We start from the raw sequence: 16,385 nt of genomic DNA on the forward strand, positions 1-16,385 counted from the left end.
CCTGTTTCCCCTTACGACTGGCGCGGTGCGTTGGGCGCGGTCTCACCCTGCGGGAACATGCCGGCATCCTGCCCCCGGTCGCCGCCCATCTCGGTCCGTCCGGCGAGTTCGTCGTCGCGGCCGAGCGTGTCGAGGTGCATCCAGCGCTTCACGATCGGCGACAGCAGCAGCACGACCACCGCGACACCAACCGAGATCCAGCCGAACATCTCGTACACGTCGAGCAGACCCTGCTTACTCATTTCGCCGTCGTGGCCGCCAGTGGCTTCACCGATTTTACCCGCGACGAAGTTGCCGACCGCGGTCATGTAGAACCAGGCGCCCATGATCAGGCTGGCGAGGAACTTGGGCGCAAGCCGGTTCATCGCGCTGAGGCCGACCGGCGACAGGCACAGCTCTGCGGTGGTGGCGAAGAAGTAGTAGGCGAGCACCAGGATGACCGGAGTCATCGCCAGCACGCCATAAGCTTCGGCGCCATAGACAAGGACGAGGTTGGCAAGACCCATCTGAGCCAGTGCCAGGCCGAACTTGGCCGGGGCCGAAGGCTCCTTGCCGCGACGGCCCAGGGTCACCCACAGGCCGGCAAAGATCGGCGCCATGATCATGATGAAAATCGGATTGATCGACTGGAACAGCGATGCGGGCACCGCGCCGCGGTCGACGAAGCGATCGGTGAACAGGTTCATCGACCCGCCCGCCTGTTCAAACAGGCCCCAGAACAGCGGATTGAGGCTGATCAGGAACAGGATGGCGAACATGCGTTCTCGCGGCTCCTTGGGCAGCTTGAAACTCTCGTAGAGAACATAGCCGAGCAGCGCGACACCGGAGACGACCAGCAGGCCCTGGATGACGTCCTGATACCGGACCAGGCCCCAGATTACCGCCACGGCGGCAAAGCCAACGCCATAGAGCGAATATTCGAGACCCTTGTTCAGTGGTCGCGGCGCTTCACCGGCGCCGTTCAGCGCCTTCTTGCCGAGGACAAACACGATCAGGCCGGTGAGCATGCCGATACCCGCAAGCCCGAAGCCATAGCCCCAGCCGATCGTCTCGCCGAGGTAGCCGACAAGGATCGTTCCGAGCGCGGCGCCGACGTTAATGCCCATGTAGAAGATGGTGTAAGCGCCATCGCGGCGCACGTCGGTGAGGTTGTAGAGCTGCCCCACCATCACCGAGATGTTCGCCTTGAGGAAGCCCGAACCGACGATGATGAAAGCCAGCGCCGCCCAGAAGACGTTGATGGTCGCGTCTGACTGGCCGCCAGTGCCTTCCACCGCCATCAGGCTGTGCCCGATCGCGAGCAGCAGGCCGCCGAACAGCACCGCCTTGCGCTGCCCGAGATAACGGTCGGCGATATACCCGCCGAGCACGGGGGTGATGTACACGAGGCTGGTGTAGGCACCGTAGATGAGGTTCGCCTTGTCGTCGGCGAACAGCCAGTGCTTGGTCAGGTAGAAGATCAGCAGCGCCCGCATACCGTAGTAGGAGAAACGTTCCCACATTTCGGCGAAAAACAGCATGTACAGGCCCTTGGGGTGGCCTGCGAACTCCGGATCCTTCTGGACGGCGATCTTGCCGCCGATCGCCAGGAAGATGATGAGAAGGACGACGGCAATGGCGGTGATCCAGTCACCTTCCTGCCAGAGTTCCATAGGCTTCATGTACTGTTCCCGTGACCTGCAAAAAGTTGCGGCACCTTAAGCGTGAAATTGCCGCTGCCAAGCGCATTGTGACAAACGGGTGGCGCCCCTATCTCCGCCACGCCCATGTTCAACGACCTTTCCACACCGCTTTCCTACCTTGCCAGCCGCCGCTCCGGACGAGCGCGGGAGATGGTCGGGCCGGGTCCTGACGAGGCCGAACTTGGCGCCATCCTGGCGCTTGCGGCGCGAACGCCGGACCATGGCAAGCTCAACCCGTGGCGCTTCGTGGTGGTCGGCAGCGACCAGCGCGGCGAGTTCGCGGCGCTGCTCGCCCGCGCGCTCGGCGAGAATGATCCGAGCGCCAACGATGCCCACCGCCACAAGGCCGACGACTTCGCCCGTCACGGCGAAGCGCTGGTGGTGCTGGTTTCCTCCCCCGTGATCCCGCACAAGATCCCGGTATGGGAACAGGAACTTTCAGTTGGCGCCGCGGCGATGAACCTGCTCCACGCCGTGCACACCCACGGCTTTGTCGGCAGCTGGCTGACCGGCTGGGCCGCCTACGACCCGCTGGTCCGTGAAACCTTCTGCACCGGAGAGCACGAACGGATCGCTGGTTTCTTCTTCATCGGCTCACCCGGCCGCGAACTCGAGGAACGCCCGCGGCCCGACATGGCCGCCGTGGTCCGGCGCTGGACGCCGCCGCTCTAAACGGTTGCAATCCCTCGCGCCGCACCGTATTAGAACAGCATGACGCTTCGCGCACGATCCGATCTGAAACCCGTCTACGTCCGGCTGCGCGATATCATCGCCGAGGCCATCCTTTCCGGCCAGTTCGCGGACGGCGATCCCCTACCCTCGGTTCGCGCCTTTGCCGCGGAACAGGGCGCCAACCCGCTGACCGTCGCCAAAGCCTATCAGGGCTTTCAGGACGAAGGGCTGATCGTTGTCCGCCGCGGGGTCGGCATGTTCGTCGCCGAAGGCGCCCGCGAGCGCCTCTCGAACAGCGAGCGCGACCAGTTCATCCGCAAGGAATGGCCCGCGGTACGCGCCCGGATGGAACAGCTCGGCATCGATCCCGCCGAACTGCTCGAACGCTCCTAAGCCAGCGCTTCGGCTTCCACACTGTAAAGCAGCTGGGCGCCGGCCTCCGCACCTGCCGCGAGGCCGAGCGCTTCCGGCACCACCACCGTCGTGAAATAACCGGCCGCCGCACGTTTGGCGCGATGAAACGGGCTGTCCCCGCTCGCTGCCCGCGCCTGCCGCTCGAGCAGCCAGCCGGCGGTCAGGACCGAACACATGGTGAGAAACGGATAGCTGCCCGCCAGCCGATCGTCATGATCGGCGGCGCGAAGGCTCGTCGCCACCATCTCCACCGCATCGGCTAGCGCGACCAGCGCGGGCGCCTCGATCTCGGCGCGCATGTCGGCGATCAACTCGTCGAAGACGAGGCCTCCGTCGAGCCCGAGCTTGCGCCCGACGAGATCGGCCGCCTGGATGCCGTTGGTGCCCTCGTAGATCGGCGCAATCCGTGCATCGCGCAGATGCTGGGCGGCGCCGGTTTCCTCGACAAAGCCCATGCCGCCGTGAACCTGCACCCCGATGCTGGCGACTTCGACCCCGACATCGGTGCCCCACGCCTTGACCAGCGGCGTTAGCACGTCGCCGCGCATCGCCGCTGCCTTGTCGCCGCGATGCCCGCGATCGATCTGCCCGAAAGCGTAATAAGCAAGCGCACGTGCGCCCATGGTCAGCGATTTCATCCGCAGCAGCATGCGCCGCACGTCCGGATGCTGTTCGATCGCCACCGAATCGCGGCTCGCCGCCCCTGCCCGCGCCGACTGCACCCGGCCCAGGGCATAAGCGATGGCGCGCTGCGTCGCCGCTTCGGCGATCCCGACCCCCTGCAGACCGACATTCAGCCGCGCATTGTTCATCATGGTGAACATCGCCCGCATGCCCCCATGCTCCGGCCCGATCAGCCAGCCGGTCGCCCCACCGTTATCGCCGAACGCCATGGTGCAGGTCGGGCTCGCGTGAATGCCAAGCTTATGTTCGATCGACGCGCAGCGAAGGTCATTGCGGCTGCCGTCGGGGAGCACCTTAGGCACCAAAAACAGCGAGATGCCGCGCGTCCCCGCCGGCGCATCGGGAGTCCGCGCCAGCACCAGGTGGATGATATTGTCGGCAAGATCATGCTCGCCATAGGTGATGAAGATCTTGGACCCGGTGATCGCATAAGAGCCGTCGCCGTTCGGCACCGCCTTGGTGCGGAGCGCGCCAACGTCCGATCCCGCCTGCGGCTCGGTCAGGTTCATCGTCGCCGGCCACTCGCCGCTCACGATCTTGGGCAGATAGTCGCGCTTTTGGCTCTCCGACCCATGCGCGCCGATCGCCTCGATCGCACCCATGGTCAGCATCGGGCACAAAGCGAACGCCAGATTGGCGGCGTTCAGATCCTCCATCACCGCCGCACCAAGGCTCAGCGGAAGGCCTTGCCCGCCCGCTTCCTCCGGCGCGCTGATCGTGCCCCAGCCGCCCTCGACGAAGTGACGATAGGCCTCATGGAAGCCGTGCGGCATCGCAACGCCGTCAGGCGACCATTTTGCGCCTACCATGTCGCCCACCCGGTTCAGCGGCTCGACCTCGCCCTCGGCATATTGAGCCGCGCCTTCCAGCAGTGCGTCGACGATATCCGCATCGTTGGTGAGCTCGTGGATCCTAACCACATGCTCCAGCACGAAGCGCTGTTCCTCGACCGGGCAGCGAAGCGGCATAATCGTCCTTCCCTTGTGAAGCGTTGTCCTTTGCCATAGCGGCGGCGCCATGCCGGGCAAGAGCACCGAGATACGGCCCTTCGGGCCCGCTGCAATTGCCGCCGCCGCTGACCTGATCCGCGCCGGCGAGCCCGTGGCCGTGCCGACCGAGACGGTCTACGGCCTCGCCGCCGACGCGACCAACGCCCGCGCCGTCGCCCGCATCTACGAAGCCAAGGGCCGGCCGAGCTTCAATCCGCTGATCGTCCATGTGCCCGACCTCGCGGCTGCGGAGCAGCTCGGGACCTTCGATCCCGACGCCCGCAAGCTCGCCGAGCAGCATTGGCCCGGCCCCCTCACCTTGGTCGTGCCGCTCGCCGAAAACAGTCCGGTCGCCAGCCTGGTGACCGCCGGCCTGCCGTCCATTGCGCTGCGTGTCCCCGCCCACCCTGCGATGCGCGCCTTGCTGGAATCAAGCGGCCGCCCGCTTGCTGCCCCCAGCGCCAACGCCAGCGGGCGGATCAGTCCGACCCGCGCCGCTCATGTCCTTGCGTCGCTCGATGGCCAAATCCCGCTGGTGATCGATGACGGGCAGACCGCGCACGGGCTTGAAAGCACGATCATCGCCATGACTGGCGGTGCGCCGCGGCTACTCCGCCCCGGCCCGGTTCACGTTCCGCAGGCTGCACCGTCCGGTAACGAAAAGGTCGAAGCACCGGGCATGCTCGCAAGCCATTACGCCCCGGCCAAGCCGCTCCGCCTCGGTGCCAGCGACGCCGCACTTGGCGAATGGCTGATCGGCTTCGGCCACGTCGCTGGTGACGTCAGCCTCAGCCCCTCGGGCGATCTTGCCGAAGCCGCAGCGCGCTTGTTTGACCTACTCCACGAGGCCGACGCGAACGCTTGCCGCGCCATCGCCGTCGCTCCTATTCCCGATGAAGGCATCGGCCGCGCGATCAACGACCGCCTAGCCCGCGCCGCCGCGCCGCGTCAGTAAGCGCGCCGCCCCGCGGTTCGCAGCCGGCTGCGCCAGAACGGCAAGGCCTCCGCCATCGCCAGCGGCCGCGCAAAGAAGAACCCCTGCCCCGACACGCAGCCGAGCGCCGCCAACGTGGTCGCAAGCTCACGGCTCTCCACCCCTTCCGCCGTGGTCGACATGCCAAGCGCTTCGGCCAGGCTCAGCACCGCGCGGACGATCGCCACACTATCGGGGTCCATCATCATGCCCGACACAAAGCTGCGATCGATCTTCAGCACGTCGATCGGCAATCGCTGGAGATAGGCAAGGCTTGAATAGCCGGTGCCGAAATCGTCCATCGCCACGCGGGCATCGAGGCCCTTCAGGGCATCGAACACGCGGGTCGCCCGGCGCGGGTCCTGGACGATCGCGCTCTCGGTCAGCTCCAGCGTCAGCCGGTCACCGGTCAGCCCGCTCGACCGGAGCGCACCACCGACCATTGCGGTGATGTCGTCGCGCGCAACCTGGATCGCCGACAAGTTCACGGCGACATTGAACGGCAGGCGCTGCCCCGTTTCCTCGTCCCACCCGGCCAGCGTCGTAGCCGCCTTGTCCATCGCCCAGCGACCAAGATGCAGGATCAGCCCGCTTTCCTCGGCGACCGGGATGAACTCGGTCGGGCTGATCTCGCCGCGTTCCGGATGGTGCCAGCGGGCAAGCGCCTCGAACCCCGACACTTCACCGGTCTTGAGATCGACAAGCGGCTGAAAGCTCATGCTGAGCTGGTCGCGTTCCAGCGCGCGGCGGAGCTCGGTCTCGATCGAGAAGCGTCGGCGGGCGAGGCTCGCTTCCTTGGGCTCGTAGACCTCGGGCCGCCCGCTCGCCTTGGCCTGCTTGACCGCGAACTGCGCGTTGCGGAACAGCTCTTCGGCGTCCTGCCCCGGCTGCATTAGTGCCAGGCCGATCGCGCAATCGACCTTGATCTCGAGTTCGCTCAGCCGGAACGGCGCGTTCATCGCGTCCTGGATGCGGGTCGCGGCTTTCAGCGCATCGTCGGTGCTGCGCACCGCGACCACAATGCCGAATTCATTGCCGCCGGTCCGCGCCAGACTGTCGCCCGCGCGCAGGGCGGAAATCAGGCGGCGGGCGAAGGTGATGAGCAATTCGTCGCCGGCAAGGCCGCCCATGCTCTCGTTGATCCGGCTGAAGCGGAGCATGTCCACCACCAGCACCGCATGGCCTCCGCCCTCGCCCGGCTCGCGCCCGGCCGCCTCGATCACCTCGGTGAAGGCAAGACGGTTGGGAAGTCCGGTCAGGCTGTCGCGCAGCATCTCGGCGCGCAGCGATCGCTCGGCCTGCACCTCGGCCGTGCGGTCGACGACCGACAGAAGCGCACGGCGGCAGTTTCCGTGGGTCGGCAGCGGCGCGAGCTTCAATTGGTAAAAGCGCGCCGCGACTCCCGACCCATCGCGCATGTCGAGGTCGGTCTTGGCCGTGTCCGCATCCGCGAACCAGTCGGCAAGATAACGCGCAATGAGGCCATCGCCCGACAGGCATTGCGCACTCAGCCCATCAAGGGTGGCCGCGGTGGAGGTCGCCACCGCGTCACGAAAGCGGCAGTTATGCGCCGATATCCGGAGCTTGCCGGCGGTGCATTCGATGATTGCGGCAGGGATCGGCAGCGCGTCGAGCAACAGCTCGCCATCCGCCCAAGGAGAGGGCCGTTGTTGTTGTGTCGCGCTTCGGGTCGAGGCCGGCATGGCGCAAGCCTATGAACCGCAAGGCGTTAAACATCTGTTTCACTTGAGGCCCATCACCGGCTTTTGCCCACCTCCTTGCAGGGCGCGGCGACACGCGGCAACAAGGATGCTCGCCATTGCCTCGCCCAAGGAGACCCGTTGATGCGCCGCCGTCATTTCCTGCTCGCCGCCAGCGCCGTGCTTGCCGCTACCGCGGGCACCGCTGCCCTGCAGAGCCGTGCGCCCGCCCTCCCCGCCGCCGACCAGCGCGCGCTTGCCGCCGCCGTCGCCAACCCGGCGCGCAGCGACACCAACCGCGCCCGCGACGAATATCGCAACCCGGCCGCGACCCTTGCCTTTTTCGGTGTCCGTCCCAAGCAAACCGTGGTGGAACTGTTCCCCGGCGGCGGCTGGTACAGCGAGATCATCGCGCCTTACGTGCTGAACGGCGGCGGCACCTACTATGTCGCCGCCCCCAACGAACGCGGCCTCGCTGGCTTCAAGCGCCTGGTCGAGAAGGATCAGCCCCTCTACGGCCGCGCGCGCCAAGTCATCTTCCCGGTCCGCGAAGCCGGCCAGGCCGGCGTTCCGAACGGCAGCGCCGACGTGGTGCTGACCTTCCGCAACGTCCACAACTGGGCGATGGGCGACCAGCCCTATGCCGACCTCGCCTTCAAGCAGATCTTTGCCATGCTGAAGCCCGGCGGCGTGCTCGGGATCGAGGAGCATCGCCTGCCCGAAAGCGCCGATGCCGCGCGCGAGAAATCGAGCGGCTACCTCAAGGTCTCGACCGTCCGCCGCCTCGCCGAACACGCGGGCTTCCGCTTCGCCGGATCAAGCGAGATCAACGCCAATCGCAAGGACACCGCCAACTGGCCCGATGGCGTCTGGACCCTGCCGCCGACCCTCGCCCTCAAGGACAAGGACCGCGCCAAATACCTGGCGATCGGCGAGAGCGACCGGATGACCCTGCGCTTCGTCAAGCCGCGCTGACCGGCCGGGCCAAGCGGATCAGTTGCCGCTGATCCGCTTGCCCGCAGGCACCCGCGGCGCGGTGGCGAGCCACGCTTCCAGCGCATCGAGGTCGAGCCCGCCGTCACGTGCGTCCGTGCCGTCGGCCAGCACCGAATAGCCGTCGCCGCCGCTCGCCAGGAAGTTGTTCACCGTCACCCGGTAGCGCCGGGCCGGATCGATCGGCTTGCCGCCAAGCGTCATGGCGACGATCCGCTGCCCGGTCGGCCGGCTGCGGTCGAAGCGATAGCTGAACCCCTCCGACGGGATCAGCAGCGAGCTCACCTGCACCTTGCCACTCACCTCGCGAAACCCCTGCTCCAGCAATGCTTTCAGCTGCGCGCCGGTCAGGGTTTTCACCACCAGGCTGTTGCCGAACGGCTGGGCGGCAAAGACCTGCCCAAAAGTGACACTGCCGTCTGCCCGCGGCACGATGTCGGTCCTGACCCCGCCCGAGTTGATGAAGGCAATCTCGGCTCCGCCCTTGTCCGGGCTGCGCGTCGCGGCCAGTTGCGCGTCGGCGATCAGCTGGCCTGCCGGGCTGTCGCCATCGTCCGCATCCTTGAGCGCCGGACCGGGTAGCCTGCCCACCACCCGCTCCGCCGCCGGCCGCGCCGCCGCGACGTAGCGATCGACCATCGCCTGCACCGCCTCGTCACGCTCCGCCAGCACCGGCACGTTCTCGGCTCTCGCCGATACGAGCCGCCGGCTGACCGGATCGAAATCGAGCCGGATATCGCTCACCAGATACCCGTTCTTACCCGCACTGGTCAGCAGCCTTGGGCCGCCGTTCGCCTCCATCTCGCAGGCATAAGCGTGATGGGTATGCCCGCTCACCACCACCCGGATCGCGGGATCGAGCTTGCCCAGCACCGGCAGGATATCGCCGCTCAACCCCTCGCAGCCCTTGGCGTCAAAGACCGGTGGGACATAGCCGCCCTGGTGGATCAGCAGCACGATCACGTCCGCGCCCTCGGCCTTGAGCTTTGGCACCAGCGCGTTGGCAGTCGCCGCTTCGTCGGCAAAGGTCAGCCCGGCGACACCCGCCGGGGTCACCAACGTCGCGGTGTCCTTTAGCGGGAGGCCGATGAAGCCGACCTTGACCGGCCCCACTTGCCGGATCGCGCTGCCCGGAAAGAAGGTCGTGCCCCCTTCGGTGATCACATTGGCGGCGAGATAGCGGAACGTCGCGCCGGTATGCGGCTCGACCGCGCAGGGCACCCGGCTGGTCAGCTTGTCGCAGCCGCCGTCCTGCATCCGGCGGAGCTCGGCCCCACCCTTGTCGAACTCGTGATTGCCGACCGCGGCGTAATCGAGCCCGATCATGTTCATCGCCCGGATCGTCGGCTCGTCGAGGAAATTGGCCGACACCAACGGGGTCGCGCCGATCAGGTCGCCCGCGGCGACCGTGACGCTCTGCCGCCCGGTGCGCAGGCGCTTCAGCGTCGCGGCAAGCTGTGCCGCACCGCCGGCACGGATCTTGGTCGTGGTACCATCGGCATTGCGCAGCGGCACGGGATCACGCGGTGTCTCGAGAGCACCGTGAAAGTCGTTGAGCCCGAGGATCTGGATCTCGACCGGCGCGGTGGAAGCCACCGGCGCTTGCGGCCGCTCGACCGTCGCGCAAGCCGCCAGCCCGGCGCTAGACGCGAGCAGCAAAAGGCGTGAAATTCGTGCCTTCATCAAAAACATCCACTCCTTCGCGGCGCTTCAGCGCCCCTACCACGGCGTACGTGACAGGCGTGAGAATCGCTTCCCACGCCAGTTTCAGCGCCCATTGCGTCAGAAGCACCTTCAAGACGAGATCATTCGTCCATCCCGCCGCGCCCCAGAACGCCAGCGGATAGAAGATCAGGCTGTCCACACCCTGACCGGCGACCGTGCTGCCGATGGTCCGCGTCCACAAATACTTGCCGCCCGTCCACACCTTCATCCGCGCCAGCACAACCGAATTGACGAACTCGCCCGCCCAGAAGGCGACGATAGACGCGAAGACGATCCGCGGCACCTGCCCGAACACAGCCTCGTAAGACGCCTGCCCCGTCCAGTCCGCGGCTGGCGGCAGTGCCACCACCACCCAGCTCATGAACGCCATGAACAGCAAGGCCGCGGTGCCGACCCAGATGCAGCGCCGCGCCCGGGCAAAGCCGTAGACCTCGGTCAGCACGTCGCCGATCACATAGGACACCGGAAAGAACAGGATGCCCGCGCCGAACGGCCACAGCCCGATCACCGGCAGGTCGATCACGCTGACCTTGCCCGCGCCCAGCACGTTGGACAGCAGCAGGATCACCACGAACGCGGCCATCACGAGATCGAAGTAACGCAAGCTGCGCCCGTGCAGCGCCGAGGCTTCGACCTTTTCAACTTTGTCGCTCATGCAGCGTCCCCACTCGTCATTGCGAGCGTAGCGAAGCAATCACCCCGTTGCGACTGGCTTGCTTCGCTGCGCCCGCAATGACGATTCGGATGACGAAAGACGACTGCGAGGCTAGGCACACCCCCATGACCGACGCCGACCTCATCGAAGCCGCCCGCACCGCCGCGCTCAAGGCCTATGCCCCTTACTCTGGCTATTCAGTCGGCTGCGCGATCCTCAGCACCGACGGCACGCTCGTCACCGGCGCCAATATGGAAAACGCCTGCTATCGCCTCGGCATCTGCGCCGAACAAAGCGCGCTTACCACTGCCCAGCACGTATTCGGCCTGGGCCAGATCGCGCGCATCGCAGTCGCCGGCGGCAACGGTTCGGGTGAAGTGCTCACCGGCGATCAGAGCGTCACGCCGTGCGGCGGCTGCCGCCAGGCCTTGCTGGAAGCCAGCCACCTCGCCGGCCGGGATTTCGAGATCCTGTGCGCCAGCGGCGACGGCACCAGGGTCGAGCGGCTCACGCTCTCCACCCTCATTCCGCACGGCTTCGGCCCGGCCAGCCTCAGCGACGCCTCGCCCGGTTAAGCGGCGACGCCCGCCATCGCTGCGCTGCTACCCCCGGCACCGGGCGCATCGTCGGCAAGCGCCTCGGAAGCCCAGCGCTGCGCCGCCTCGAACCGGCCGCGGTGGAGCGACCAAACGTCCTCGTCCTCCGCCCGCCGCCGCTCCGCCGAATAAGCCGCTCCAACCGACTTGGCGTTGCGGTTGGCCAACTCTGCACAACGCTGCTCCAGCGCGTCACGATCAAGGTCGAGCTCGAGCAGCCGGCTTACCTTCCACGCGGTTCCGGCGAGATCGTCCTTCAAGTCCGCAAAGCTGATCCAGCGATCCGCCTTCCAATTCCCCTGCCGCTGCGCGCGGCTGAACAGCCCATGCTGAAGGCTGCGGGCAAGCAGGACGATCCGCGCCGCCCGCTCCAGCGGCTCCAGCTCTGACGCGGCCGCCGCCTGCCACAAGGCAGCCCCCTGCGGCACCCGCTTTGCGAGGTGCCCGGCCAGCCGGACAAGGAAACCGATCCGCTCGTTCCCGCCGCGGAACGCCGCGGTCAGATACTCACGGCTGGTCGAGGAGAGGAAAACCGGGTGCACGCTCGTCGGCTCCACTGCGATCAGCGAGACCAGCGAGTTGAACCAGTTGGTCGGCTTGATCACCACCGCTTCGTGCGCGCTGAAGCGGCGGGACAGGAGATGACACGCCTTCCACAACAAGGGTTCGGCGCTCGGCTCGTCCCTCGTCTGCTCCGCCAGCGCGGCCAGCACGTGCGGCTCACGCAGCACCAGCGCCCGGCCCGGCTGGTCGAGCACGCTTGCCAGAAGGGTCGACCCGCAAAAGCCGGTGTGGAGGATCAGCCGCATCGCGGGAGGGTCGCTCGGAACGGAAATCCCCCGTGCGGGGCGTGCCGTGCTCTCGCCCGTCCAGAACGATGTTCGCCCGTCAAGAAAGGCGGTTCGGGCGAGGCTTTCCCTGGTGACCTCGCGAAAGAAGAAGCTGCCGCCCTCCACATCCACGTCGACCGGAAACTGGCTGACGTCGATCGGGTTCTGCGCGAGCCATGCTTGGTCTGACAACGGTGAGAATCCCTGTATCGCACGAGCAATTGCGCGTGCGGGCCCTTGACGCTGGCATGAGGTCGACCGCGGTTGCCCGTCATCCGTCTTGCGACGCAGGTGGACGTCCCATCGACCGACCGCCGAACGCTTCGACCAACGCCCGTGCGGCTTAGACGCGCGGCAGTGACGTGTCCCGACGGCGCCCGGTCGACACTCCCCATTCGCCATGCTTGCTATGTAGGAACTGGACTGATCTACGTACTGCGGCGGTTAGCCGAAGCATCCTTCGCCGGTTCGGAGTCGTGGTTGCTAGGCATAAGACGGAAGACTTTTTCAGACCTCCGCCCTATGTGAACTTCGTGAACTTCGCCGGGTGGCTGGTTCAGGCGAGCTTGATCTCGCGCAGCCGCTCCAGAAGATAGTCGTGGCTGCTGATCGGCGGCCACTTGGGCTCCTCACCCGCCGGCACGGTGCCGGGCAGCGCCTCGATGGTGAAATCGGGGCGGAAGTGCAGGAAGAAGGGCATCGAGTAGCGCGCGTTCGAGGCCCGGTCCGGGGCCGGATTGACCACCCGGTGCGGGGTCGAACGGAGCTTCCCGTTGGTCAGCCGCTGCAGCATGTCGCCGATGTTGATCACCAGTTCGCCAGGCTTCGGGCTGACCGGGATCCAGCGCCCGTCGCGGGTCTTGAGCTCCAGGCCCGCTTCCTCAGCGCCGAGGAGCAGGGTGATGGTGTTGATATCCTCATGCGCCCCGGCACGGATATGCTCGCCGGTCGCTTCCTTCTGCGGCGGATAGTGCAGCAGGCGGAGCACCGAATTACCGTCGCGGACAGTGTCGGTGAAATAATCCTCGTCGATCCCAAGGTAGCGCGCGATCGCCTTGAGCACCGTCACGCCCGTCCGGTCAAAGGTGTCGTAGAGCTCGAGGAAGGTTTCCTTGAACCCCGGCACTTCGGACGGCCACACATTGTCGGCCATTACGTCGCGGAAGTTGTGACCTGCGGCAAGCTCGCGCCCGACGTGCCAGAATTCCTTCAGATCATGCGCCTTGGCGCCCTTGGCCGTCTCGATCCCGAACGGCGTGTAGCCCCGCGCCCCGCCGCTGCCGAGCGCGTACTTGCGCTTGGTCTCCTCGGGCAGCGCGAAGAACTCCTTCGCCTTTTGCTCGGCCCGGGCGATCAGGTCGTCGGGGATACCGTGGTCGGCGAGGACGGCAAAGCCATATTCCTCGAAGCTTCGGCCCAGGTGCTGGGCGAAGGCGTCGCGGTCGGCGTCGGCCTCCTTGAGGCTGACGGAGGCAATGTTGTCGGCGGTGAGCGTATCGGTCGTCATGACCCCGCCTCTACGCCGAAGCGACTGTTCCGCCAAGACTTCAGGGCAGCATGATCCCCGCCAGCGCCGCGCTCATCAGGTTGGCGAGGCTGCCTGCCAGCAGCGCCTTGAGGCCAAGCCGCGCGATCACCGGCCGCTGGTTGGGTGCAAGCCCGCCGGTCACCGCCATCTGGATCGCGATGGACGAGAAATTGGCAAAACCGCACAACGCGAACGTGACAATGGCGCGGCTGCGATCGCTCAGCGCCGCAGCCGGTCCAGCCGCATCGCCCAAAGCGATGAAAGCCACGAATTCGTTGAGGACGATCTTGGTCCCGAACAGGCCGCCGGCGATCCCCGCCTCGTTCCACGGCACACCGATCAGGTACATGATCGGCTGGAAGACGTAGCCGACCAGCTGCTGGAAGCTCAGGCCCTGCAAGCCGAACCAGCCACCAACCCCGCCAAGGATGCCGTTGGCGAGCGCGACCAGGGCGACGAAGGCCAGCACCATGGCGCCGACCGCGACCGCCAGCTTGACGCCGGTCTGCGCGCCCTGGGCGGCGGCCATGATGATGTTGGCGGGCTTCTCGCCCTCCTCAAAGGTTTCGGCGATCTGCACCGTCTCGGCGGGCGGCCCGGCTTCGGCCAGCGCTTCACCGGTGGTCGGCGAGGCGACCGGCTCGACCGGGTCGGGCATCAGGAGCTTGGCCATCAGGATCCCGCCCGGCGCGCTCATGAAGGCGGCGGCGAGGAGGAACGGCAGGTAGCGGTCGCCGAGCAGGCTGGCGTAGGCCGCGAGGATGGTGCCCGCGACACCCGCCATGCCGACCACCATCAGGGTGAACAGCTTGGCCGGCGGCAGCGCGGCAAGATAGGGCCGCACGACCAGCGGGCTTTCCGACTGGCCGACGAAGATGTTGGCGGCCGAGCCCAGAGCCTCGACGCGGCCGATGCCGGTCGCCCAGCCGATCGCCCCGCCGACCCAGCGCACCACGCGTTGCATGATGCCGAGGTAATAAAGGATCGACACTAACGCCGCGAAGAAGATGATCACCGGCAGCGCGCCCAAAGCAAACGTGTTGTAGAGCGCCGGATTATTGTCCTTCGGCCCGAACAGGAACGCCGTTCCCTCGCCCGCATAGCCGAGCAGGTTGGACACGCCGGTGGCCATGCCCTGGATCACCGCCCGGCCGACGCTGTTATTCAGCACCAGATACGCGATCACCGCCTGCAGCGCGAAAGACGCAAGCACCACACGCGGCCGGATCGCGCGCTTGTCGCTCGACAGCAGGAAAGCGACCAGAAGAATGGCGGCAATGCCGAGCAGCCCGAAAAACTGATTCATCGTGATGCTTTCCCGCCCCCCGGCGTATTTACCAGACCATGCCTTGCGTAGCGTTTGCGGCGGCTTCGTCCAGCCTGTCGATGGCTTGCGCCGGCGTGTCGGCCATCAGCAACTGCCGGCGGCGGCCTTCGCTAAGGAAGCCCGAGGCCGACACATGGTCCATGAAGTCGCCCAGCCCGGTCCAGAAACCCTGAACATTGAGAAGGCAGAATGGCTTGGCGTGATAGCCGAGCGCATTCCAGGTCCAGGCTTCGAACAATTCGTCCAGCGTGCCGATGCCGCCCGGTAGGCAGACAAACGCGTCGCACAGCTCGGTCATCTTGGCTTTGCGCTCGTGCATCCCGGCGACCTGATGCAATTCGGTCAGACCAAGATGGGCGACTTCCTTGTCGACCAGCGCGGCGGGGATGACGCCATGCACTTCGCCACCTGCCTCAAGCATGGTGTCCGCGATCAGGCCCATCAGGCCCAGCCGGCCGCCGCCATAGACGAGATCGATCTTGCGCGCCGCCATTTCGCGGACCAGCGCAACCGCCGCCTCGGCGAAGACCGGATCGTTGCCGGGGGTGGAGCCGCAATAAACGGCGATTCGGCGGATGCTCATAGCTTCACCAGTTCGGCAAGATCGGCGACCGGGCGGGCACCGAAATGACTGATCACTTCGGCTGCCGCGATGCCGCCGGTCATCAGCTGACGATCGATCGGATGCCCCTTGCACCGCGCGGCGAGGAAGCCGGCGGCGAACAGATCGCCCGCCCCCGTGGTGTCGACCACCTGCGGCACGGAAATGGCCGGCACTTCGGTCAGGGTGCCGCCTTCATAAGCAACGGCGCCGGCCGGCCCGCGCGTGAACACCAACGTCTTCACCTGCGTCGACAAACGCTCGATCGCGCTGTCGAGGTCGGACGCGCCGGCCAGCTGCAACGCTTCGCTTTCGTTGGCGAAGATGAGGTCGATGCCGCCCGCCGCGATCAGCTTCTGGAGCGGCTCCTTCCGGCCCGGCAGGCAGACGCTCTCGGACAGGGTGAAGGCGACGGTCCGCTCGGCGGAGTGGGCGATATCGATCGCGCGGAACATCGCCTGGCGGCACAGCTCCGGCCCGAACAGATAGCCTTCGAGATACAGGATCGAGGCGGCGCGGACGGCGTCTTCGTCCACCGCCCCCGCGGCCAGACAATGGGCGGCGCCGGGCGAGGTGTTCATGGTCCGCTCGCCGTCTGGCGTGACCAGGATGAGGCAGCGCCCGGTCGGCGGCCCGTCCTCGAGCGGCGGCGTTTCGAAGCGAACGCCGAGCGCGCGCATGTCGTGGGTGAAGATGGTGCCGAGCTGATCCTTCGCGACCTGCCCGACGAACGCGACGCTGGCACCGCACGCGGCAGCGCCGGCCATGCTGTTGGCCGCCGACCCGCCGCTCGTCTCGCGCGCGCTGCCCATCGCATCGTACAGCACCAGCGCCTCGGCCGGATCGAGCAATTGCATCGCGCCCTTGGGCAGGTCGAAGCGGGTCAGGAAGTCGTCGTCGCAGGTCGCGATGACGTCGACCAGCGCGTCGCCCATGGCGAGGATGTCGGTGGCGTGGGGCGGGGAAGTCACGAAGGCGGGCGGTTAAGGACCCGCGCGGGCGGGGTCAACCTCGCC

15 protein-coding genes are annotated in these 16,385 nt (G+C 66.8%); 5 read left to right on the forward strand and 10 right to left on the reverse strand.

Translation table 11 applies throughout. The annotated features are described in order from the left end of the window. Window positions 1-11 precede the first annotated feature (11 nt). Entirely contained in the window at window positions 12-1,661 is a 1,650-nt protein-coding gene (locus ACP69Z_RS11410; protein ID WP_426267603.1) for a peptide MFS transporter, read from the reverse strand. Window positions 1,662-1,766: 105 nt separating this feature from the next. Here ACP69Z_RS11410 and ACP69Z_RS11415 point away from each other — a divergent pair, with 105 nt between their 5' ends. Both ACP69Z_RS11415 and ACP69Z_RS11420 read left to right on the forward strand, forming a co-directional pair. Continuing rightward, window positions 1,767-2,354 (forward strand): nitroreductase family protein, encoded by a 588-nt coding sequence (locus ACP69Z_RS11415; protein WP_426267604.1) that lies wholly within the window; start codon window positions 1,767-1,769, stop codon window positions 2,352-2,354. Between the two features lie 39 nt (window positions 2,355-2,393). Continuing rightward, window positions 2,394-2,747: a GntR family transcriptional regulator gene (locus tag ACP69Z_RS11420; RefSeq protein WP_426267605.1), complete on the forward strand. Its 354-nt coding sequence runs from the start codon at window positions 2,394-2,396 to the stop codon at window positions 2,745-2,747. Here the strand turns inward: ACP69Z_RS11420 and ACP69Z_RS11425 are convergent. After that, entirely contained in the window at window positions 2,744-4,420 is a 1,677-nt protein-coding gene (locus tag ACP69Z_RS11425) for an acyl-CoA dehydrogenase (RefSeq protein WP_426267606.1), read from the reverse strand. The genes ACP69Z_RS11420 and ACP69Z_RS11425 overlap by 4 nt on opposite strands. 49 nt (window positions 4,421-4,469) lie before the next feature. Between ACP69Z_RS11425 and ACP69Z_RS11430 the strand changes: the two genes are divergently transcribed. Then, the gene (locus ACP69Z_RS11430; protein ID WP_426267607.1) at window positions 4,470-5,396 is read left to right on the forward strand and encodes an L-threonylcarbamoyladenylate synthase; all 927 of its coding nucleotides are present in this window, start codon (window positions 4,470-4,472) and stop codon (window positions 5,394-5,396) included. Here the strand turns inward: ACP69Z_RS11430 and ACP69Z_RS11435 are convergent. After that, window positions 5,390-7,051: a putative bifunctional diguanylate cyclase/phosphodiesterase gene (locus ACP69Z_RS11435; RefSeq protein ID WP_426267608.1), complete on the reverse strand. Its 1,662-nt coding sequence runs from the start codon at window positions 7,049-7,051 to the stop codon at window positions 5,390-5,392. The genes ACP69Z_RS11430 and ACP69Z_RS11435 overlap by 7 nt on opposite strands. Before the next feature lie 207 nt (window positions 7,052-7,258). On the opposite strand from ACP69Z_RS11435, the gene ACP69Z_RS11440 reads away from it, so the two are divergent. After that, complete coding sequence (locus tag ACP69Z_RS11440) at window positions 7,259-8,089, forward strand: class I SAM-dependent methyltransferase (protein ID WP_426267609.1); 831 nt, start codon at window positions 7,259-7,261, stop codon at window positions 8,087-8,089. 18 nt (window positions 8,090-8,107) lie between these two features. Here the strand turns inward: ACP69Z_RS11440 and ACP69Z_RS11445 are convergent, their stop codons facing one another. Further along, window positions 8,108-9,790, reverse strand: a complete 1,683-nt coding sequence (locus tag ACP69Z_RS11445) for a bifunctional metallophosphatase/5'-nucleotidase (protein ID WP_426267610.1) — start codon at window positions 9,788-9,790, stop codon at window positions 8,108-8,110. Beyond that, the gene (locus tag ACP69Z_RS11450; protein ID WP_426267611.1) at window positions 9,750-10,487 is read right to left on the reverse strand and encodes a queuosine precursor transporter; all 738 of its coding nucleotides are present in this window, start codon (window positions 10,485-10,487) and stop codon (window positions 9,750-9,752) included. Before ACP69Z_RS11450 ends, ACP69Z_RS11445 begins: the two co-directional genes overlap by 41 nt. Window positions 10,488-10,612: 125 nt before the next feature. Here ACP69Z_RS11450 and ACP69Z_RS11455 point away from each other — a divergent pair, with 125 nt between their 5' ends. Then, window positions 10,613-11,062, forward strand: a complete 450-nt coding sequence (locus tag ACP69Z_RS11455; RefSeq protein WP_426267612.1) for a cytidine deaminase — start codon at window positions 10,613-10,615, stop codon at window positions 11,060-11,062. On the opposite strand, the gene ACP69Z_RS11460 is transcribed toward ACP69Z_RS11455, so the two are convergent. The 5 genes from ACP69Z_RS11460 to ACP69Z_RS11480 form a co-directional block, all read right to left on the reverse strand. Then, window positions 11,059-12,105, reverse strand: coding sequence for a hypothetical protein (locus ACP69Z_RS11460; RefSeq protein WP_426267613.1), 1,047 nt, complete (start codon window positions 12,103-12,105; stop codon window positions 11,059-11,061). The two genes, ACP69Z_RS11455 and ACP69Z_RS11460, sit on opposite strands and share 4 nt — an antisense overlap. A 364-nt stretch (window positions 12,106-12,469) precedes the next feature. Further along, window positions 12,470-13,420 (reverse strand): isopenicillin N synthase family dioxygenase, encoded by a 951-nt coding sequence (locus ACP69Z_RS11465; protein WP_426267614.1) that lies wholly within the window; start codon window positions 13,418-13,420, stop codon window positions 12,470-12,472. 40 nt (window positions 13,421-13,460) lie between these two features. Then, a complete protein-coding gene (locus tag ACP69Z_RS11470) occupies window positions 13,461-14,747 on the reverse strand; it encodes a NupC/NupG family nucleoside CNT transporter (RefSeq protein WP_426267615.1) in 1,287 nt (428 codons plus the stop codon). A gap of 28 nt (window positions 14,748-14,775) precedes the next feature. After that, a complete protein-coding gene (locus tag ACP69Z_RS11475) occupies window positions 14,776-15,351 on the reverse strand; it encodes a TIGR00730 family Rossman fold protein (RefSeq protein WP_426267616.1) in 576 nt (191 codons plus the stop codon). Further along, window positions 15,348-16,340, reverse strand: coding sequence for an adenosine kinase (locus ACP69Z_RS11480; protein WP_426267617.1), 993 nt, complete (start codon window positions 16,338-16,340; stop codon window positions 15,348-15,350). Before ACP69Z_RS11480 ends, ACP69Z_RS11475 begins: the two co-directional genes overlap by 4 nt. Window positions 16,341-16,385 lie beyond the last annotated feature (45 nt).

This window comes from Sphingomonas sp. LHG3443-2 (genome assembly GCF_049896405.1).
Classification (GTDB): Bacteria; Pseudomonadota; Alphaproteobacteria; order Sphingomonadales; family Sphingomonadaceae; genus Sphingomicrobium.